10 protein-coding genes are annotated in these 20,793 nt (G+C 75.1%); 4 read left to right on the top strand and 6 right to left on the bottom strand.

Annotated elements, in window-relative coordinates; genetic code table 11:
* Positions 1–12 precede the first annotated feature (12 nt).
* Complete coding sequence (locus QSK32_RS13145) at positions 13–2,886, bottom strand: helix-turn-helix transcriptional regulator (RefSeq protein WP_285472034.1); 2,874 nt, start codon at positions 2,884–2,886, stop codon at positions 13–15.
* 55 nt (positions 2,887–2,941) lie between these two features.
* Positions 2,942–5,482 carry an ATP-binding protein gene (locus tag QSK32_RS13140; protein WP_285472033.1) on the bottom strand — a complete coding sequence of 847 codons (2,541 nt, stop codon included), beginning with the start codon at positions 5,480–5,482 and terminating at the stop codon, positions 2,942–2,944.
* Positions 5,483–5,636: 154 nt separating this feature from the next.
* Here QSK32_RS13140 and QSK32_RS13135 point away from each other — a divergent pair, with 154 nt between their 5' ends.
* On the top strand, positions 5,637–8,339 hold the full coding sequence (locus QSK32_RS13135) for an ATP-binding protein (protein WP_285472032.1): 2,703 nt from the start codon (positions 5,637–5,639) through the stop codon (positions 8,337–8,339).
* A gap of 79 nt (positions 8,340–8,418) precedes the next feature.
* A complete protein-coding gene (locus QSK32_RS13130; RefSeq protein WP_285472031.1) occupies positions 8,419–11,112 on the top strand; it encodes a helix-turn-helix transcriptional regulator in 2,694 nt (897 codons plus the stop codon).
* Positions 11,113–11,196: 84 nt separating this feature from the next.
* On the opposite strand, the gene QSK32_RS13125 is transcribed toward QSK32_RS13130, so the two are convergent.
* A complete protein-coding gene (locus QSK32_RS13125) occupies positions 11,197–11,814 on the bottom strand; it encodes a TetR/AcrR family transcriptional regulator (protein ID WP_045739823.1) in 618 nt (205 codons plus the stop codon).
* A 98-nt stretch (positions 11,815–11,912) separates the two neighbouring features.
* Here QSK32_RS13125 and QSK32_RS13120 point away from each other — a divergent pair, with 98 nt between their 5' ends.
* Positions 11,913–13,391: an MFS transporter gene (locus QSK32_RS13120; RefSeq protein ID WP_052720080.1), complete on the top strand. Its 1,479-nt coding sequence runs from the start codon at positions 11,913–11,915 to the stop codon at positions 13,389–13,391.
* Positions 13,392–13,448: 57 nt separating this feature from the next.
* Here the strand turns inward: QSK32_RS13120 and QSK32_RS13115 are convergent, their stop codons facing one another.
* Together QSK32_RS13115 and QSK32_RS13110 are read right to left on the bottom strand one after the other, a co-directional pair.
* Positions 13,449–14,990: a ricin-type beta-trefoil lectin domain protein gene (locus QSK32_RS13115; RefSeq protein ID WP_045739825.1), complete on the bottom strand. Its 1,542-nt coding sequence runs from the start codon at positions 14,988–14,990 to the stop codon at positions 13,449–13,451.
* A gap of 137 nt (positions 14,991–15,127) precedes the next feature.
* On the bottom strand, positions 15,128–17,164 hold the full coding sequence (locus tag QSK32_RS13110; protein WP_285472030.1) for an AfsR/SARP family transcriptional regulator: 2,037 nt from the start codon (positions 17,162–17,164) through the stop codon (positions 15,128–15,130).
* A gap of 202 nt (positions 17,165–17,366) precedes the next feature.
* Here QSK32_RS13110 and QSK32_RS13105 point away from each other — a divergent pair, with 202 nt between their 5' ends.
* Entirely contained in the window at positions 17,367–18,095 is a 729-nt protein-coding gene (locus tag QSK32_RS13105; RefSeq protein WP_045739826.1) for an SGNH/GDSL hydrolase family protein, read from the top strand.
* An 84-nt stretch (positions 18,096–18,179) separates the two neighbouring features.
* On the opposite strand, the gene QSK32_RS13100 is transcribed toward QSK32_RS13105, so the two are convergent.
* The gene (locus QSK32_RS13100; protein ID WP_045739827.1) at positions 18,180–20,792 is read right to left on the bottom strand and encodes a helix-turn-helix transcriptional regulator; all 2,613 of its coding nucleotides are present in this window, start codon (positions 20,790–20,792) and stop codon (positions 18,180–18,182) included.
* Between the last annotated feature and the right edge of the window lies 1 nt (position 20,793).

Below are 20,793 nucleotides of genomic sequence, written 5' to 3'. Positions count from 1 at the left end.
TGACGTGGCGTTCTATCGGGGATGAACGCCGGCGTCCTGCCGGTCGAGGGCCGCCTGGAGACCGGCCCGGGACACCACGCCCAGCTTCGGGAAGATCCGGTGCAGGTGGGTGCTCACGGTGCGGTGCGAGACGTACAACCGCTGACCGATCTCCCGGTTCGTCAGCCCGACCGCGGCCAACTGGGCGATCTGCAGTTCCTGCGGGGTCAGCCGGTCCAGCGCGGCAGGCGACCGGACTCCACTGGATTCGCCGGCGGCCCGCAGCTCCTGGCGGGCCCGCTCACCCCACGGGACCGTCCCCAGCGCGTCGAAGGTGTCCCGGGCGGTCCGCAACATCAGCCGGGACTCGGCCCGCCGCCGGGTGCGGCGCAGGCGTTCCCCGTACACCAACTGGGCCCGGGCCCGCACGAAAGGCCAGCCACCGAGATCGGTGGCGAGCAGCGCCCGCAGACGGTCCTCGACCTCGTCGTCGGCGGCCAGCAGCGCCCGGGCGTAACCGAGACCGACCCGCAGCGCGGCGGTCGGCACCCGCTCGGACACGGCCTCCATCCGGTCCATCGCGTCGCGGACCCGGTCCTGTTCGGCGCCGCGGAAGGCGGCCTCGGCGAGATCACCGACGGCGTCCCAGCAGCGCAGCATGTTGCCGGCCGGATCGGCGTCCGCGAAGATCCGCAGCAGATGCCCGACGGCGTCGGTGTACCGGCCGGTGGCCAGCGCGGCGAGCCCCCGGGCGTGCTGCACGGTGGCCAGCGCGGCCGCCGCCCGCAACGGCGTGGCCAGCAGTTCGGCCTGCGCCGCGCTCTCCTCGAACTCGTCGAACCGGCCCCGCAACGCGGCGATCTGCGCGTGCTCGGCCCAGCCGAGCGCCTCCACCGGCGGCACCGAGATCTCCCGGGCCAGCCGGATCGTCTCCTCGGCGGCCGGCACCGCGACACCGAGGTCGGCCAGGTTCGCCGCGGACCGGCCCTGCACCGCGAGCGCCCTGGTCAGCAGCCCGAGCCGGCCCTGATCCCGCAGCCGGGTCAGCGCGGGGGCGATGAACGACAGGCACAGCCGGTGCTCGCCGACGGCGTTCGCGGCGGTGGCCAGCGTCCACGCCGCCGTTGCGTCGCCTGCTCCGGAGGTGGTCCGGGTGGCCGGCGTGGCCGCTGTCGTGTCGCCGGTCGCGGAGGTGGTCCGGCTGGCCGGCGTGGCCGCTGTCGCGTCGCCTTCTGCGGACATGGCCCGGGTGGTCAGTGCGGCCGCCACTTCGGCCGCGCACTCCACCGGGTCGAGGTACGCCAGCACCAGCAGCAGCCGGGGATCGCCGGCGTCGACCGGGACCCGGCGGGCGGTCTCCACCGCCGAGCGCCGCAGCCCGGGGCCCGGTTCCGACCACGCGCACACCAGACCGACGGCGTGCAGCAGGTCGAGGGTCAGGTCGGGTTCACCCTGGCCGAGGGCCTGGCGGGCGTACGAGACCAGCCCCCAGGCGCCGTCGACGCTCCCGGCCAGGTGGTTGTCGAAGCGGCCGCGTACCCACGCGGTCCGGGCCTGCTGGACGGTGCTGATCTCGGCCGGGCCGATCAGGTCGAGCAGCCGGTCCACCTCGGTACGCCGACCGATCTCGGTGGCCAGGACGGCGGCCGACAGCAGTCGCTCGACGCGCCGGGCCGGGTCGGTGCTGAGCCGGGCCGCCATCTCCAGGGTGTGCACGGCGCCCGCGACGGCGCCCCGCTGCCGGGCACGTGCGGCGGCGGCCTGCAGGTCGAGGGCGATCCGCTCGTCGGGGCCGGCGCTGCCGCGGGCACGGTGCCACAGCCGTCGTTCCGGCTGGTCGGCGAGGACCGTGGCGAGGGCGTTGTGGACGGCCAGGCGTTGTACGCCGCTGATCCGGTGGTGGATCGCGGACCGGATCAGCGGGTGCCGGAACCGGATCCGGGTCCCGTCGACGGTCACCAGGCGGGCCTGAATCGCGGGCTGCAGGGCGTCCGGGTCGACCGGGTGGTTCCCCAGGCGGTCGGTCGGACGGTCCGCCGGGCGGCGTTCCAGCAGGCCGGCCGCGGCCAGCGTCTCGGCCAGCACGTCGCCGTCGTTGAGGGCGGCGACCCTCAGCACGCTCACCGCCGTCGGCGGCAGATCGTCGAGCCGGGCCGAGAAGGCCTGCTCCAGCCGGGCCGTCAGGGGCAGCCAGGGGCCGGCCGGGTCGAGCGCGCCGGCCACCGCGGGCAGTTCGACCAGGGCGAGCGGGTTGCCCTGCGCGGCCGCCAGGATCGCGGCGCGGGCCGGCGCCGGCAGACCGGGCGCCCGGGCGTGCAGCAGGGCCTGCGCGGCCCACGGTTCGAGGGCCGTCAGGCGCAACTCGGGGACGTCCGGGGCGACCGGGACGTCGCCCGCGTCACGGGCCGCCAGGAGCACCGCGATCGGCTCGGCGGCCACCCGGCGGGCCAGGAACGTGAGCGCCGCCGCGCTGGCCGGGTCGAGCCAGTGCGCGTCGTCGACCACGACCAGTACCGGCTGCCGGGCGGCGGCCTCGGCGAGCAGGCCCAGTGAGGCCAGGGCGATCAGGAACAGGTCCGGCGGGGCGGCCGCGGCCAGACCGAAAGCGGTCAGGATCGCGGTGCGTAACGGTCCGGCCAGCTCCTCGACGAGATCCAGGACCGGGGACAGCAGCTGGTGCAGGCCGGCGAAGTCGAGGTGGCTCTCCGCCTCGACGCCGGTGGTGCTCAGCACCCGGACACCGGACTTCCCGGCCACCTCGGTCGCCCGGGACAGCAGGGCCGACTTCCCGATCCCGGCGTCGCCGCGCAGGATCAGGGCGGCGCCCCGCTCGGGCAGGTCGGCGAGGAGACCGGTGACCCGGCGCAGTTCGTCCGCGCGTCCGAGCAGGCCGGCCTCGTCCGCCATCGGGCCGGTCACCTCGGTCTCTGAGTAGTAGCCGAGATGATGATATGACAGCGGACTATTCGATGGCCGACCGTCGATCTCCGGCCGGCGTTGCGATCACCGCACCGCATGCCCGCAGTTCGAGGTGGGCACGGTTGACCCAGGCCGTCGCGCCCGCCTCGGCGAACGTCGTCGCGGCGTCGGTCAGCTCGGCACGTGCCCGTTCCGGGCGGCCGGTGCGGCGCAGGTGGACGCCGTACATCAGGCGGGCCCGGGCGATCTGCAGGGGATACCGGTCGGCGCCGGCCGTCCCCACCACGAGCAGATGGCCCGCGTCGCCGTCCGGGCCGAGCAACGCCCGACTGCGACGGATCACGAGGGTGGTCAGCAGCGAACCGGCCGGCCCGACCCGCCGCTGGACCGCCGCGAGCGCGGACCGCGCGTGCTCCTCGGCCTCCGCGTCGCCGTGAGCGGCCTCGGCCAGGTCGGCGATCGCCAGCACGGCCACGTCCGGATGGACCGCCGTGGCGCGCAGCAGCGCGAACGCCTGTGCCGTCCGGCCCCGGGCCAGTGCCGCCACCCCGGCGGCCCAGTCCTGCAGGGAACCGACGTCCGCCCGTATCGGTTCACCGCCGGCGGCCGGCGTCCCCGGGACGTCGTCCTGCCAGGCCCGGACGGATGCGGTCACCGCCGACGCGAAGGCGATCGCCAGCGGCAACCCGGCGTCGTGCGCGTCGCGCAGCACCGCACCGGATTCCGCGGCGGCCTCCGCCAGCCGCCCCTCGGCCAGCAGCGCGAACCCCAGCCGGCTGCGAACCGCGGAGTGGTCGGTCATCGCACCGGCCACCCGGTAACGGTCCGCGGCGACCTGCCACAGGAGGGCCGCCGACGACCACTCCTGCAGGGCTTCAGCGGCGACGGCCAGGCCGGTGGCGAGTGCGGCCGGCAGCGCCGCCGTGTCCCGGGCGAACGCGCGGACCACCGGCCCGGTCGTCTGCGCGTACCGGGCCGGGGCCAGCACCGAGCGGGCGATGACCGATCGCAGGTCGGAGTCGGGTACCGCAAGCCCGGCGAGTTCCCGGTCGATGCGTTCGCGGGGTTCCGCCGGCATGCTGATCATGTGGCCGAGCACGGCGGCGCAGGAGATCAGGTCGATCGCCGGGTCGAGGTGGCCGGCCCGGGCGGCGCGCAGGGCCTGGTCGAGCAGGCCGTCCGGGGTGCAGGTGCGGGTGCCGGTGCTGACGTCGAGGGCCATCGCGGTCATCGCGACCGCGCTGTGTACCCGGACGTCACCGGTGCCGGCGGTGGCCTGCGCCGACAGCCGGCGGGTGGCGTCCGGCAGCCCGGCCAGGCGGGCGGCCTCCGCGGCCTGGGCCAGCCGCCGTCCCCGGTCGTCGGCGGCCGGGGACAGTTGCGCGGCCCGCTGCAACGACCGCATGGCCGCGCCGGGGACGCCCCGCGCGAGTTCCCGGCCGGCCGCCTCCTCCAGGTCGTGGGCGACCGGCTCGTCCGCGCCGATCGTCGCCGCGGCCCGGTGCCAGGCCGCCCGGGACGGGTCGTCGGCGGTCAGGACGTGGGCGAGCGCCTGATGGACCTGGATCCGGCGGTGCAGGCCGGCCGTGCGGCGTACCACGGACCGGATCAGCGGGTGGCGGAACCGGACCCGGGTGCCGCTGGTGGTGATCAGCCCACTGCCGATGCTCTCCTCGACGGCGTCGGCGCCGAGGTCCAGCCGCCGGGCCGCGGCCAGCAGTTCGGGCAGGGCGGGCTCGTCGTTCGTGGCGGCGAGCAGCAGCACGTCCTGGGCCTGCGGCGAGAGCGCGGCCACCTGCCCGGCATAACCCCTCTCCAGACGGGTACGCGGTGAGGTCCGCACCGCCGGCGCGGCGGGGGAGCGCCGTCCCCGGTCCGCCGCGTCGCGGGACAGTTCGACCAGTGCCAGCGGGTTGCCCTCGGCCTCGTCGACGACCCGTTCGACGAGGTGGTCGTCCAGGCCCGGCCGGCGTTGGCGTACCAGGGTGCGGGCGTCGGCGTCGGTCAGCCGGTCCAGCCGGATCTCGTCGAGTCCGAGGGCCGGCAGGGCTTCCGGTTCGCCGGGCCGGCGGGTCACCAGCATCACGATCGGGACGCCGGTCACCCGGTTGGCGAGGTAGCCGATCAGGTTGATCGTCGGGTGGTCCATCCAGTGTGCGTCGTCGAGCACCACCAGCAGCGGCTGCCGGGCCGCCAGGTCGGCGAGCAGGGTGAACACGGCGGTGGACAGCAGCAGCCGGTCGGGTGCGGTCCGCGGGCCGAGGCCGAACACGCTCAGCAGGGTGTCCCGGTACGGCGCGGGCAGGTCGTCGGCCCGGTCGACCACCGGGTGCAGGAGTTCGTGGAGTCCGGCGAATCCGACCTGGGTCTCACTCTCCACCCCGGTGCAGGTGAGCACGGCCCAGCCGGCCGCGGTGGCGATACCGGCGGCGGCCTCGACCAGGGTGGTCTTGCCGGCGCCCGCCTCGCCGGTGAGCAGGATCGCGGCACCGCCCTCGTCCACCGTGCCGATCGACGATGCGATCCGGGACAGCGGCTGTCCCCGGCCGACGATGCCGGGTGGTACGGACGACAGGTGACTCACCTAGGAAAAGTAGGTCCGGTCCGGGCCGCCGCGCATACGTCACGTGACGGACTCCCGTACCCGCAAATGTGGCTGAAAGGGGTTTATCGCCGCTATTCACTTTCGGTTGACACTGCTCTTTTCCGCCCGGATCGGCTGAGGTTAGGGTCTCGCCATGCATGGGCGGGCACGGGAACAGGCGCGGCTGCTGGCACTGCTCGAGGACATCGACGCCCGCGGCAGTGCGCTCGTCATCCGGGGCGCCGCGGGCATCGGCAAATCGACACTCGTCGACCACGCGCGGTCCGCCGCGATCGACCGCGGCTTCCGGGTGCTGACCTGCGCCGGCGCCCAGCGCGACAGCAACGCCGGGATGGCCGGCCTGCAACAGCTGCTGCACGTGGTGGTCGACCGCGCCGACCAGTTGCCGGAGCGGCAGCAGGCCGCCCTGCGCAGCCTGTTCGGGCTGGGCCCGAGCATCTCGCCCGACCAGCTGGTCCTGTCGGTGGCGGTCCTCGGGCTGCTGGAGAACCTCGCCCAGCAGCAACCCCTGCTGCTGATCGTCGAGGACCTGCAGTGGATGGACCAGCCGACCGCGAACATGATCGGTTTCGTCGGCCGACGGCTGCGGGAGACGGCGATCATCATGCTGATCACCTGCCGCGCCGACGGCCCGGACCCGGCCGCCGACCTCGGCCTGCCCGAACTGCCCCTGGGCCGTCTCACCGACGACGAGGGCGCCGGCCTGCTCGCCGAACTGAGCCCGTCGATGCGCCGCGAGATGCGCGACCGGGTGCTGGCCGAGGCGGAGGGCAACCCGCTGGCGCTCGTCGAACTCTCCCGCGGACTGCTCGACCGCGGCCTGCACGACGCGTCCCGCCTGCCGCTCCGGCTCCCGCTCGGCGCCCGCCTGGAGAACGCCTTCGCCGACCAGGTGGCCCGGCTGAGCGTGCCGGCGCAGGACTATCTGCTGCTCGCCGCCGGCCACACCGGCATCACCCCCGCCGAACTCGACCGGGCGGCCCGCCGGCTCGGCGTCGACGCGCCCGAGGACTGCCTGCGCGAGGCCGAGGATGCCGGGCTGGTGCGCTCGACCGGTGGCGTACCGGGGTTCCGGCACCCGCTGATCCAGTCGGCGATCTACGGCGCGGCGACGTTCCCCCGGCGGATCGCCGCCCACCGTGCGCTCGCCGAGGTGTATGCCGCCGAACCGGAACGCGCCGCCTGGCACCGCTCGGCCGCCACCGTCGGCCGGGACGAACTGGTCGCCCGCGACCTCGAGACGGCCGCCGGGCTGGCCGGCGGACGCGGCGACCTGGGTGGCGCGATGCGGTACCTGGAACGGGCCGCGGACCTGTCCCCGGCACCGGACGAGATGGCCCGCCGGCTGGCCCGGGCCGCCGAGGCCGCCCGGCGCAGCGGCCTGTCCACCGCCGTCATCCGGCTGGTCACGGCGGCCACCGCCGTCACCAGCGACCCGGTGGTCCTCGCCGACCTGGCGCTCACCGAGTCCCGCCTCGGCCTGACCACCGACGCCGCCGGCCCGGACACCGACCAGCTGATCACCCTCGCCCGCCGTGCCGTCGCCGCGGACCGTGAGGTCGCCGCCAACCTGTACACCTTCGTCGCCCTGCGCTGCGCGCTCTACACGCCCGGGGCGGCCGTCGGTGACCTGGTCCTCGACGAGATGCAGCGGCTGCTGCCGGACGAGGACCCCCGGCTGCTGATGGCCGAGGCGACCCTCGCGCCGGTGCGGTACGTGGACCGGATCAGCGGCGCGGTCCGGGCCGCGACCCGCGACTCCGCGTCGCTGACCCCGCTCTGGGCCGGTGGCCTGGCCACCGCGGCCGAGTCGCTGCACGACTGGGTGCTCGCCGGCCACTGCTGGGCGGTGGCCGTCGCCGGGTACCGCCGGTCCGGGGAGGTGAGCGACCTGGTCAACACCCAGCTGCGGCAGTCACGCAACATGCTGGTCCGCGGTGACCTGTCGGACGCCGCGCTGATCGGCGGCGAGGCCCACCGGCTCGGCACCGACCTGGGCCTGCCGGCGCTGGTCGCGCACGGCGCCCTGATGACCGCGCACGTGGCGGCCTGGCGGGGCGACGACGCCGTCGTCGCCGCGTCGCTGGCCGCCGTCGCCGAACTCGTGGCGGTGCCGCGTGCCGAGCTGATCATGTTGACCACCTGGGCCCGCGGCATCTGGGCCCTGGGTGCCGGGCGCTACGACGAGGCGTACGACGAGCTGTCCGCGGTCGTCGGGCACCCCGACTTCGGTCCCCTGGTGGTGGCCGACCTGGCCGAGGCGGCCTACCGGCGCGGCACCCTGGACCAGGCGGCGGAGGTGGTGGCCGCGGTCGGGGAACGGGTCCGGCCGCTCGGGTCGCCGTTGCTGCGCATGCTGATCGATCGCGGTCAGGGGGTGCTGGCGGCCGACGACGAACAGGCCGAGCGGCACTTCCGCCGGGCACGCGACGAGCCGGGCGCCGCCGACTATCCGCTGCAGGTCGCCCGGACCCGGCTCGCCTATGGCGGATGGTTGCGCCGGCGGCGGCGTACCGCGGCGGCCCGTGACGAACTGGCGGCCGCCCAGGCCGTCTTCGACCAGGCCGGCGCCCACCCGTGGGCGGCCCGCGCGAAGGCGGAGCTGCGCGCGGCGGGTGTCGCCGTGCAGGGGCCGGCCGAACCACGCGACGTCGTGCTGACCGCGCAGGAACTGCAGATCGCCCGGTTCGCCGCCGAGGGCCGGACCAACAAGGAGATCGCCGACCTGCTGTTCCTGTCGCACCGGACGGTCGGCGCCCACCTGTACCGGATCTTCCCGAAACTCGGCATCACCAGCCGGGCGGCCCTGCGCGACGCCATCGCCGATCTCACCTGAGACGGCCGTCAGGCCATCGAGCGACGCCATCGCCGATCTGGCCCGAGACGGGCGACGGGCCATTGAGTACGGTCAAGCCGTGATCGGCCGTGAACGGGAACTCGCAGAACTGCTCCGCCTGCTGTCCACGGCCCGCGACGGGACCGCGACCACCGTCGTGCTGCGCGGCGAGGCCGGGATCGGCAAGTCCACGCTGATCACGGCCCTGCGACGGGAGGCCGCCCGGACCGGGTTCCAGACGCTGACCGGCACCGGGGTGCAGAGCGAGACCTCGATCGGGATGGCCGGCCTGCACCAGCTGCTGCACGCCGCCGTCGACCGGGTCGGCGGGCTCCCGCCGCAACAGCGGGACGCGCTGCGCAGCGCGTTCGGGATCGGCCCCGACGTCACACCGGACCGGCTGCTGCTCTCGGTCGCGGTGCTGAGCCTGCTGGAGGACATCGCCGCCGTCGCGCCGCTGCTGCTGGTCCTGGAGGACGTCCACTGGATGGACGAACCCACCCTGGGCATGCTCAGCTTCGCCGCCCGGCGCCTCGGCCCGGCCCCGATCCTGCTGGTGGCCAGCTGCCGCAGCGACCTGCCGAACCCGTTCGAGCCGCTGCGGATGCCGGAACTGACCCTCGGCCGGCTGCCGGACGACGTCGCGACGCGGCTGCTCGCCGAGGTGAACCCGGCGCTCGGGCCCGAGCTGCGCGCCCGTGTCCTCGACGAGGCGGAGGGCAACCCCCTCGCCGTGGTCGAGCTGGGCCGGGGCCTCGCCGAACGGGGGCCGTCCGAACCGGCCGGCCTGGTGTCGCGGCTGCCGCTGCCGGAACGGCTCGAGACGTCCTTCGCCGCCCAGGTCGCCCGGCTGCCCGAGCCGACCCGCGACCTGCTCCTGCTGGCGGCCGCGAACACCGAGCCGGCACTCGGTGAGCTGGCGGCCGCGGCCGGTCGGCGGGGCCTGGGACTCGACGCCCTGGCCCCGGCCGAGCAGGCCGGCCTGATCAACGCGGTCGGTGACGAGATCCGGTTCCGGCACCCGCTGATCCGTTCCGCGGTCTACGCGGCGGCCGGCCCGGCCCTGCGGACCGCCGCCCACCGGACCCTCGCCGACAGCCTCGCCGACCAGCCGCGCGCCGCCTGGCACCGGTCGGCCGCCACCACCGGCGTCGACGAGCGGATCGCCGCGGACCTGGACCGCGCGGCGACCACCCTGATGGCCCGGGGCGACGTCGGCTCGGCGATGCGGTCCTGGCGCCGGGCCGCCGAGCTGTCCGGGGACGGCGAACACCGGGCATCCCGGCTGGCACGCGCCGCCGAGGCCGCCCGGCAGGCCGGCTTCAACGCCACCGCCCAGGACCTGGCGGCGTCGGCGGCCCAGAGCTCCGCGGACCCGGTCGTGCTGGCCCGGACCGGCCTGACCCAGAACGTCCTCGCCCTCACCACCGGGGTGATCATCCGGGACCCGTTGGACCTCGGCTCGATCGCGCGGGCGGCGGCCGCCGCGGGCCCGTCGCCGGCCGAGACCGGCGTGCCGCTCGCCCTGCTGATGAACACCGCGATCCTCTGCTCGGCCCACGCCGCGAGCGATGGCGTACGCCGTCGGGTGCTGGCCGACCTGGACGCGGTCGCGCCGGACGCCGACCTGCCGCACACCGCCGCGATCCGGGCGCTGCTCGACCCGGCCCGGCACGGCCAGGCCGCTCTGACCCGGCTGCGGGACACGCCGCCACCGGCGCATCCGCTGGAGGCGCTCAGCCTCGGACTCGGCGCCGAACCGGCCCACGACTGGGTCACCGCCGCCGGGTTCCACCGGTCCGCGGTCGACCGGGCCCGTGCCGACGGCCAGGTCGGTGACCTCGCCACCGCCGCGGTCACCCTGGGCCGCGCCCTCGCCGCCCAGGGCCGGCTGAGCGATGCGCTGGCCGTCGCCGAGGAGGGCCGCCGGCTCGCCGAGGACCTCGACGAGCGGCTGCTCATCGCGCTCGCCGACGCGGTCGTCGCGCACCTGCACGCCTGGCGCGGCGACTCCGCGGGACTCGCCGCAGCCCTCGACCGCAGCCGGTCCCTCGGCTCGTCGGCCCGGATCGACATCACCCTGTGGCAGCGCTGGAGCGCGGGCCTGGCCGACCTGGGCGCGGGCCGGCACTTCAACGCGTACGTCCATCTCGGCGCGGTCAGCGACGTGGCGGGCCTGGGTCTCTTCGCGATCGCGGACCTGGCCGAGGCGGCGTGCCGCGGTGGGTACGCCGAGCAGTTCGGCGAGCGGCTGGCCGCCGCCCGCCGGTTCGCCGGGTCGTTCGACAGCCCGCTGGTCCGGATGCTCCTGCTGCGCGCCGAGGCGCTGCTGACCGAGGACGAGGGGCTGTTCACCGCGGCCCTCGAGGTGCCGGGCGCGGGCGACTATCCGCTGCAGGTCGCCCGGACCCGTCTGGTGTACGGCGAGTGGCTGCGCCGGCAGCGCCGGATCGGCGCGGCGCGGACCGTCCTGACCGCGGCGTCCGCGGCGTTCCGTGCGGCGGGCGCGCAGCCCTGGGCCGACCGGGCGGAGAGCGAGCTGGCCGCCGCCGGTGTCGCGGCGACGGCACCGGCGGAGCTGCCGACGGCGGTGCTGACCACACAGGAACTGCAGATCGCCCGGCTCGCGGCGCGCGGCCTGACGAACAAGGAGATCGCCGACCAGCTGTTCCTGTCGCACCGGACGGTCGGCACCCACCTGTACCGGATCTATCCCAAGCTCGGCATCACCGGCCGGACCGCCCTGCGCGAGGCCATCGCCGACCAGGCGTAGGCCCCGGCCGGGACGGTTCAGTGGCCGGGGCCTCTCACTGGTCAGTGCCTTTCATCGGCCAGGGCCTTCAGCGGGCGAGGCCTTTCAGCGGGCGGGACTGATGCCGTAGATCAGGCGCAGGATCGCGTCGGTGAGGGTGTCGAGGAGTTCGTCCTCGTCGTGGGCGTCCGGGTCGGCATAAGCGTCGGCGAACATCGCGCTGCGCAGGTGGACGACCATCTTGGCGAGCAGGTCGGGCGGCCCGCCGACGGTCAGGCCGGCCCGTGCGTCGACCTCGATGCGCTTGCTGAACTGTGAGCAGCCCTTGTCGAGGAGCTGGTCGCGGACCTGGGTCACGTCGGGGCCGGGGTCCGGGGCGACGAACGCCTCGCGCAGCCAGCGGCCGTCGATCTTCCACCGGGCCAGTCCGGAGGCGAGGGCCCGGCGCAGTGCGCCGCGGTCGGCCCCCTCCGACTCGAGCCACTCGGCCATCTCCAGGTCGGCCTCGGCTATCCGCTGGCTGACCAGCGCGGCCAGCAGCGCCTGTTTGGACTCGAAGTAGAAGTAGAACCCGGACCGGGTGATCCCGGCGGCGCCGGCCAGCTCGTCGATGGTGACCTGGCTGATCGGTCTGTCGCGGAAGACGGTGCGGGCGGCGTCGACCAGGGCCTGTTCCCGCTGGTCGCCCTTCGTGGGGGCCCGGCGGCTCTTGATGGCTGACACGCCGTCGACTCTACAGACCATCAAATGGAATTGACGTCACGCCTCTGGTTTTTGACTCCGTGTTGAAAATGCTTGGCGGCGCGTCTACGTTGAGGGTCATGCCCCTGAAAACCCGTGCCGCGTTACCCATCGCCTGTTACGCGGTGCTGCTCGTCTCCGCGCTGCAGACGCTGGTCGTCCCGGTCGTCGCCGACATCCGGGCCGACCTGGACGTCTCCACCAGCGCGGCGAGCTGGGTGGTCACCGCCAACCTGCTCGCCGCCGCCGTGCTCACCCCGATGCTCGGCCGCCTCGGCGATCTGCACGGCCGCCGCCCCGTGATGCTCGGCGTGCTGACCGTGGTGCTGCTCGGCTCGGTGCTCGCCGCCACCACCTCCAGCCTGCCGCTGCTCCTGCTCGCCAGGGTCGCCCAGGCCGCCAGTTTCGGACTGTTCCCACTGGCCATCGGCGTGCTCCGCGACGAACTCCCGCCGCACCGCCTGACCGGCGCGATGGCCCTGGTCAGCGGCATGCTCTCGGTCGGCGCCGGCTTCGGCCTGGCGGTCACCGGCCTGCTGATGCGCGACGGCGGCGACTACCACCGCCTGTTCTGGCTGGCCACCGCGCTGACCGTGATCGGACTGGCCGGTGTCTGGATGCTGCCGCGCCGGGCCGGCGCCGCCACCGGTGGCCTGGACTGGGCCGGCGCCGGACTGCTCGGTCTCGGCCTCGTCCTGCTGCTCCTGCCACTGGCCCAGGGCAACGGCTGGGGCTGGGGCTCGGCCCGGGTGCTCGGCCTGCTGGCCGCCGCGGTCGTCGTGCTGACCGCGTTCGTGCTGTTCGAGCGCCGGACCGCGCACCCGCTGGTCAGCACCCGGATGCTCACCCACCGGCCGATCGTGGTGGCGAACGCCGCCGGACTGTTCCTCGGCTTCTCGATGTTCGCCGTCTTCCTCGCCGTCTCCACCCTGGTGCAGACCCCGCCCGAGGTGGCCGGTTACGGCTTCGGCGCCTCGGTGCTCACCGCCAGCCTGGTCTACCTGCTGCCCGGCACCGCCAGTGGCGTGGTCACCGCCCCGCTCGGCGGCCGGCTGGTGGTCCGCTTCGGCGCCAAGGTCACCCTGGTGGTCGCCGCGGTGATGGCCGGCGCCGGCTTCACCATGCTCGCCGTGCTGCACGACGCCACCTGGGAGGTCATCGTCGGCGCGCTGGTGGTCAACACCGCGGTCACCATCGGGTACGCCGCCCTGCCCGCCCTGATCATCGCGCACGTCGAACCCGCCGAGACCGGCATCGCCAACAGCGTCAACTCGATCGCCCGTTCGGTCGGGATGTCCCTGGGCACCGCGTTCGTGGTCACGATGATGACCCGCAACCCGATCCCGGGACCGCTGCCGCTGCCGCACGAGGCGCAGTTCGTGACCGTGTTCGTGGCCGGTGCCGTCCTGGCCGCGGTCGCCGCGGTCACCGTCGGGTGGGCACTGCCCCGGGCCCGGCGGGTGGACCTCACCCTGGCCGAGGTGGAGGCCGACGAGGTGCTCGGCGCGGCCGGTCTGGACCTGCCCGCCCCGCACCTCACCGCGCCGCGCAACAGCTGACGGCGGAGACGGCGGCCGGCCGGGTGGTGCGACCACCCGGCCGGCCGCCGGGGGCTGTCAGCCGCGACGCCACTTCTGGTTCAGGGTTCCGGCGCACTCCCACAGCACCAGCACGGCGCCGTCGTCGCCGTTCCAGGCGTCGATGTCGATGCACTTGTTGGCCTGCGGGTTCACCAGATCACCGGCGGCGCTGAGCACCCACTGCTGGGCCGGGTTGCCGCTGCACGTGGCGATCTGGATGGCGGCACCGTTCGCCGTCGAGCCCCACGCCACGTCCAGGCACATGTTGTTGCCGGTCCGCAGGGTGCCGCCGGTCGCCTCCCAGCGCTGCGCGCCGGTGCCGTTGCAGTTCCACATCTGCACCCGCACGCCGTCGGAGAAGTTGCTGTTCGGCACGTCGACGCACTTGTTGTTCCAGTTGCTGACGATCGCGGTGCCGGCGTTGCCGGTGGTGGTCAGCGACAGTCCGTAAACCGAGAGGATCTCGTTGACCGGCTGGAACCACATCGTGCCGCCCGAGGTGCAGTCGCCGGTGCCGCCCGAGGTGACGCCCTGCGCCTGGTTGCCGGAGATCCACGATCCGCCGGAGTCGCCGGGCTGGGCACACGCGTTGCTACGGCTCAGGCCGGAGACCGAGCCCTGCGCGTAGTTGATCGTCTCGTTCTTGCCGAGCAGGGTGCCGCAGCGCCAGCCGGTGGTGCGCCCGGACCGGCAGATCGAGCTGCCGATCGCCGCCTCGGTCGAGCCCGCGACGGTCACGTTGCCGCCGCTGTAGTTGTTCACCCACGGCTGGGACGTCCAGTTGCCGTTGGTCCGCACCCAGGCGTAGTCGTTGCCGGGGAAGCTGGAGCCGGCGAACGTCCCCTGCGCCACGTTGTTGTAGCCGAGGGTCGGGCTGCCCGCGCCGCCGCAGTGGCCGGCGGTGACGAACCCGCCCGCGACCGAGAACCCGACGGAGCACAGGGTGTTGCCGTTGATCACGTACTGGTCGCCGCCGCGGGTGTCGTACATCGGCACCGGTTGGGCCGCGGCGGTGCGGACCGTGACGGCCGCGGCGCCACTGGCGGCGGCGAACCGGCGGGCCGCGGCCTCGGTGCCGGGTTTCGTGGTGACGACGACGCTGTTGGTGGCGGGGTCGACGGACCAGCCGCGGACGGCGTCCGGTGCCGCGTCGCCGTTGCGGTCGAGTCTCGCCAGGTCAGCGTCGAGGGCGTCGCCGCCACGCTGGACGATCGCGGGGACGGCGCCTTCGGCGCGTACCCTCGCTGCCTGGTTCTTGTCGGTGATCGCGACGGTGAGGCGCGTCGCGCCGGCCGGGATCCACGCGCCGGCGAACCGGTCGCCCAGCGCCGCTCGCAGCCGCTGTTCGACGACGGGCGCCGCGGCTTCGACGGCGAGCCGCTGGGCGATCTGCCGGTCGTCGAGCCCGAGGTCGCGGCGCAGGGCGGCCACCATCCCGGGGTCCAGGCCGAGCCCGGCGGGCGCCGCGGCCGGTGCGGGGGCCGGTTGTGGACCGGCGTGACCGGCGACGGGGGTCAGGGCGACGGTGGTGAGTGCCGCCGCGCCGACGGCGAGGGCTCGAACGAGTGCACCTGGCATCGAGAGGTCCTTTCACGCACGCGCGGTCACGTCCGGCCGGGGCCCGGGCGTGCGGAACCGCGCGGTGCTGGGGATGGGCGAAAGAGAGCGCTCTCGAAGGGAATTCTCGTCCGTCGATGCATAATCGTCAACAAACTTCACTGAATGCGGTGGAGGCGGTCCCGCAGGTACGGGGCGAGCGCCCGGGCGAGCTGCCGGCAGGACACCCGGTCACCCTGCCGGACGGCGACGCTCAGGGCCGCGAGCAGGTTCGGGCACTCGGCGTCGAACCAGGCGAGCGCCTCGGCCACGGCGATCGGTGGCGGAAGCGGGCCGCCCCGGGGGACCAGCACCGCGGACGCCACCAGCGCCGATTCCCGGTAGTGGTCGACCGCGCGCCGGACGACCAGCTCCCGGACGGCCCGGGCGTCGTGGCGGTCGGCGAGCTCGGTCGCGTACGCGCGCAGCAGGTCGTGGAACCGGAACCGGCCCGGCCGGTGCTCGCGGATCAGGTGCGCGGCGACGAGCTGGTGCAGCGAGCGCCGGACGATGTCCGGAGCGGTGGCGGACAGGCCGGCCGCGGCGGCCACCGTGACGTCCGGTCCGGGGTGCAGGGCGAGGTGGCGGAACAGCGTGGCCGTGGCGTCCGGCAGATGCCGGTAGGACCAGGAGAGGACGGTACGCGGATCGCGGCTGACACCGGCCGCCGCGAACGCGTCGAGGCGGCCCGCGCCGGTCAGCTCCCGGGCGATGGCGGCCAGCGGGAACGAGGGGTTGGCGGCGATCCGGGCGGCGACCACGGCCAGGGCCAGCGGCAGACCGTCGCAGGCGGCGACGATCGCCCGCGTCGCGCCGGGATCGGCGGCGGCCCGCGTCCCGCCGATCCGCCGGGTCAGCTGGTCGTGGGCATCCACGGCGGCCAGCGGAGCCAGGCCGACCGGGTACGCGTGATGCGTGGTCACCAGGTCGGTGAGCAGGACCCGGCTGGTGATCAGCACCGCGCAGCCGGCACCCCCGGGGATCAGGTCCCGGACCTGGGCGGCGTCGCGGGCGTTGTCCAGGACGATCAGCACTCGTTGCCCGGTCAGCAGGCTGCGCAGCAGTGCGGCCCGGTCGGGGATGCCGGACGGCAACGCGCCGGCCGGGGTGCCGAGAGCGGTGAGCATGCTGCGGAGCGCGTCCGCGGCCGGCACCGGTTCGGCGGCCGGATCGAATCCGCGCAGGTCGAGATGGAGCTGCCCGTCCGGGAAGTCGTCCCGGTGCTCGTGGGCCCAGTGGACCGCGAGCGCCGTCTTGCCCACACCGCCCATTCCGGTGATCACCGCGACCGGCACCGTGCCGGCCGACGCCCGGACCAGGGCGGTCAGTTCGTCCTGTTCCCGCTGCCGTCCGGTGAAGACGGCCGGCCGGGACGGCAGCTGCGCCGGCCGCGTCCGGTGCCCGCCGGTCCCGGCCCGCAGCACCTCCCGGCGCTGGCTCAGGATCGCCTGTTCCAACGTGGTCAGGACCGGAGCCGGGTCGAGGCCGAGCTCGTCGCCGATCAGGTGGCGGTGCCGGCGCAGCACGTCGAGCGCGTCGGGTTCCCGCCCGGCGGCCCACAGCGCGAGCGCGGCCAGGCGGCAGCCCTCGGTGCGCAGCGGCTCGTCGTGGACCAGCTGCCGCGCCTCCAGCAGCGCCTCGGTGTGCTCGCCGATCCGCAGCGCGGCCCGGATCGCGTGTTCGCGGGCGAGCAGGTGCAACTCGTCGAGCCGGGTCGCCTCCGGGGCGGCCCAGGGTTCGTCGCGGGCCTCGCCGAAGACCGGCCCACGCCACCAGCGCAGGATGCCGGTCAGCTCCGGGCGGGCCTGCTCGGCCGGCAGTGCGCGGGCCCGGGTCAGCGACTGTTCGAAGCGCCAGGCGTCCACCGCCTCCTCCGGCAGGCGTACCGCGTAACCGGTGGCCCGGCGCACCAGGACGGACGCCGGTCCGCGCCGGGGCCGGCGGGGTTCCAGCACCCGCCGCAGGTTGGACACGTAGGTCTGCAGCGACACGACCGGCCGGGCCGGCGGGCGGCCCCGCCACAGGTCCTCGACCAGCCGGTCGGTCGACACCGCCGTGCCCCGGGCGGCGAGCAGGATCCCCAGGAAGGCCCGCTGCTGGCGCCGCCCGAGGTCCACCGGCCGGCCGCCGACCTCGGCCTCGATCGGCCCCAGCATGCGGACGCCGACCGCCGGGTGCGGTGGTCCGGGCCAAGTTTCCGTCAAGTGCCCGCTCACATCATGGGGTCTCCCGTCCGGGGAGAGCTGATGTCGATGCCGCTGCCGCGGGCAGGGTGGGCGCCTGTCGTGGCCGGTGCCGGCACCGGCCGGCCCGGCATCCGGTCCCGCGGTCGCGGGACGAGAGGCGATAGGCGAATTCATGAGTTCAGTGCTCCTGCCGGTGGTCGCCGTCCAGGCGATGTGGAAGCGCCACCGCACGGTGGCGATCCCGGTGGCTGACGGCCCGGCGTCGGGCGTCGTCCCGGGCCGGGACGACCTGCGCCCGCTCCGGGTGGTCGTGCTGGGTGACTCGGTGGCCGCCGGGTACGGCGTGGCCACCCACGACGAGGGTTTCGGCGGCTCGCTGGCCCGTGACCTCGCCGAGCGCACCGGCCGGCCGGTGGCCTGGAGCGCGGTCGGCCGGTACGGCGCCACGTCGCGCCGCATCCGGCACCGGATCCTGCCGCTGATCGTCGAACGGGCCGACGTCGCGGTGCTCCTCGCCGGCCCCAACGACGTGCTCGGCGACCGGCCGCCCCAGGAGTGGGCCGAGCACCTGGGCGTCATCGTCGACGACCTGGCCCGCCGTGCCGAGCAGGTGATGGTGGCCGGGATCCCGCCCTTCGATCACCTGCCGTGCATGCCCCGGATCCTCGGCCGGCACCTGGCGCGGCGGGCGGTCGTCCTGGACCGGGCCGCGCGGCAGGTCTGTGCCGAACGCCCGTCGGTGACCTGGGTGGACGGCGAACTGCTGCTGCCGTTCGTCCCCGAGTACTTCGCGGCCGACGGGTTCCACCCCTCGGCGCCCGGTTACCGCCGATGGGCGGCCGCGGTGGCGGGAGCGATCCCGGCGACCGCGGGCCTGCACCGGAGCGACCGGTCAGGGTGAGAAACCCGCCGGGAATGTCCGTCTTCATCACGGCGGAAGCTTAGGGAGGCGACCCCGGCGAGCGGCATACGTCGCGTGACGTATCTACCGGTCCGGGGGCACCAGATCCCGCAACTGGGCACGGGACGTGACACCCAGTTTCGGATACGCCTTGTACAGGTGGGTCGACACCGTGCGGGCGGACAGGAACAGGGAGGCGCCGATCTCCCGGTTCGTCATCCCGGTGGCGGCCAGCCGGACGACCTCGCGTTCCTGGCCGGTCAGGCTCGACCAGGCCGACGGCACCACCCCGGGCGCGGTGACCCCCGCCGCCCGCAGCTCGGTGGCGGCGAAATCAGCCCACGGGAGTGCTCCCATGCGTACGAAAGCGGCGGAGGCCGATGACAACGCGGCGCGAGCGTCCCGCGACCGTTGGCGGCGGCGCAGCCAGGCGCCGTACTCCAGCTGGGCGCAGGCGAGTTCGAACGGCCACTCGGCGGCGGCCGGATCGGTGGTCGCGGCCAGGTGCAGCGGCTCGGCGTCGTCCCCGGCGAGCTGCGCCCGCGCCCGGGCCAGCTGCAGGCGCAGCCGGGGACCGGCACCGGCCAGCCGTTCTCCGGCGAGCGCGACGACCGGCCGCAGCTGGTCGCCGACCCCGGCCCGTACCCCGGTGACGACGTAGAAACCCAGCTCCCGGTACGACATGTGCGGGTGAAACGGCTCGCCGTCCGGGCCGAAGAGCGGGCGCAGCGCCTCCCACGCCCGCTGCGCGTCCCGCTCGGCGAACGCGAGATAGGCGCTGGTGACCAGGTCGGTCACCGTCGGCACCCGGAACTCGGTGGTCTCGGCGGTGAGCTGCGCCTTCTTCTCCATCGTACGAGCGAGAGCGATCTGCCCGCGGACGGCGGCGACCCGCGCACCCACCCCGTGACCGTGCTCGCCGGCGAACGCGTGCCGCACGGTGCCGGCCAGATCGACCATCACCCGGCCGGTCTGCTCGGCCGCGTCGAAGTCCCCGACGTCGAGCTGCACCTGGGCCAGCGCCATCAGCACGTTGGTCATGTTGGCCGGCCCGCCCTGGCGCATCAACGCGATCGCCCGGCCCAGCCGGGTCAGGGCGGTCCGGGAGTCGTCGAGCAGCCAGGCCGCGGCGCCCAGCATCATCTCGACACTGGCCACCCAGGTCGGTGCCCCGTCCGGCGTCGGCGCGGTGCGGACCAGGTCGAGGACGTCGAGCGGCCGGCTCAGCGGGTCGGCGCCCACCCGGATCCAGGCCCGGGCGGCGGCGACGGCCTCGGTGTGCCGCTCGGTGATCGCGTCGTAGCGTTCCATCCACTGCCGGACGACGGACTCGTCGGCACCGCGGCGGTAGGCCAGCACCGCCAGCGTGGTGAGCGAGTTCCAGCCCCAGCCGGGGTCCTCGTCGAGCAGCACCCGCAGCGCGTCGAGCACCGCCCGCCAGGCGTCGCGCTGCCGGTTGGTCTGCGAGATCGCGTACGCGACCAGATGCGCGGCCACCGCACGGGTCGTCGCGGTCCGGGCGGTGTGGCTCAGCGGCCCGGCCAACTGGATGATCCACTCGAAGGCGCCGCCACCGGCCGCCATCCAGCTCGCCCGCAGGACCCGCCGCTCCCGGTCGTCACGGTCCGGGCTGAGCTCGGCCGACCGGATCAGCAGCCGGACGGCCTCGGCGTACGCCCCCCGCCGCTCCGCCCGGTCGGCGACCTCCGCCAGCGCGGCCGCGACCGTCTCGTCCGTGACGACGGTGGCCTCGGCCAGATGCCACACCCGGCGGTCCGGGTCGTCCCGGTAGGCGTCGGCGAGCTGCCGGTGCGCGCGGACCCGGTCCTGGGCGGTGCCCAGCTGGTAGGCGGCGGACCGGGCCAGCGGGTGCTGGAACCGCACCGTCCGGCCGGCGATCACGACCAGGCCGGCCGCTTCGGCCGGAGCGAGCCGTTCCAGCAGAACCTCCGGCGCGAGCACCCGCCCGACCGTCCGCAGATCGCCGTCCCCGGCCGCTGCCAGCAGCAGGGCCTGCCGGGTGCCGTCCGGCAGCACCCGGAGACGGTCGGCGAAGGCCAGCTCGACGCTGGTCGGCTCGGCGTCGGCGGCCGCTGCCCGGCCCAGCTCCAGCAGGGCCAGCGGGTTGCCGGCGGCCCGGTCCAGGAGCCGGGGCAGGGCGGTGCCCGGCAGCCGCACCCCGGCCTGCTCCAGCAGACGGGCCGCGTCCTGCTCGTCCAGTGGGGCGAGCGCGACGGTGGGCAGGCCGGCCAGAGCGGGCGGGACCTCGCCGTCCCGGCAGGCGGCGAGGAACGACACCCCCGTGCCGGACAGCCGCCGGGCCAGGAACCCCAGGACGGACAGCGAGGTGTCGTCGGCCCACTGGGCGTCGTCAAGGACGATCACCAGCGGACCGGCCTCGGCCTCGGCCTCCAGCCACGACAGCACGTCGAGCCGCAGGCGCAACGGATGCGGCGGATCGTCCACGATGTCGGCCAGCAGGCGTTCGTCGGTGACGAGACCGGCGAGCACCGCGTACGGAAGACGACTGTCGCTCACCACGCCGGTGGTGTGCAGGGCCCGGCCGCGCGCCGCCCGGACCGCGTCGAGGACAGCGGTCTTGCCGGCGCCGGGGAGGCCGGTCAGCACGGCTGCGGCGCCCGTACCGTCGAGCAGGTCCGACAGGCTGCGCAGCGTCTGCCGGCGGCCGATGAGCATC

Source organism: Actinoplanes sp. NBRC 101535 (genome assembly GCF_030269225.1).
Taxonomy (GTDB): domain Bacteria; phylum Actinomycetota; class Actinomycetes; order Mycobacteriales; family Micromonosporaceae; genus Actinoplanes; species Actinoplanes rectilineatus.
This window is presented reverse-complemented; position numbering and strand designations above follow the sequence as displayed.

Coding starts and splice junctions, on each gene's coding strand:
- QSK32_RS13145 (WP_285472034.1), bottom strand. CDS start 2,886: ATGGCGGACGAGGCCGGCCTGCTCGGACGCGCGGACGAACTGCGCCGG.
- QSK32_RS13135 (WP_285472032.1), top strand. CDS start 5,637: ATGCATGGGCGGGCACGGGAACAGGCGCGGCTGCTGGCACTGCTCGAG.
- QSK32_RS13120 (WP_052720080.1), top strand. CDS start 11,913: ATGCCCCTGAAAACCCGTGCCGCGTTACCCATCGCCTGTTACGCGGTG.
- QSK32_RS13115 (WP_045739825.1), bottom strand. CDS start 14,990: ATGCCAGGTGCACTCGTTCGAGCCCTCGCCGTCGGCGCGGCGGCACTC.
- QSK32_RS13110 (WP_285472030.1), bottom strand. CDS start 17,164: ATGCTGGGGCCGATCGAGGCCGAGGTCGGCGGCCGGCCGGTGGACCTC.
- QSK32_RS13105 (WP_045739826.1), top strand. CDS start 17,367: ATGAGTTCAGTGCTCCTGCCGGTGGTCGCCGTCCAGGCGATGTGGAAG.
- QSK32_RS13100 (WP_045739827.1), bottom strand. CDS start 20,792: ATGCTCATCGGCCGCCGGCAGACGCTGCGCAGCCTGTCGGACCTGCTC.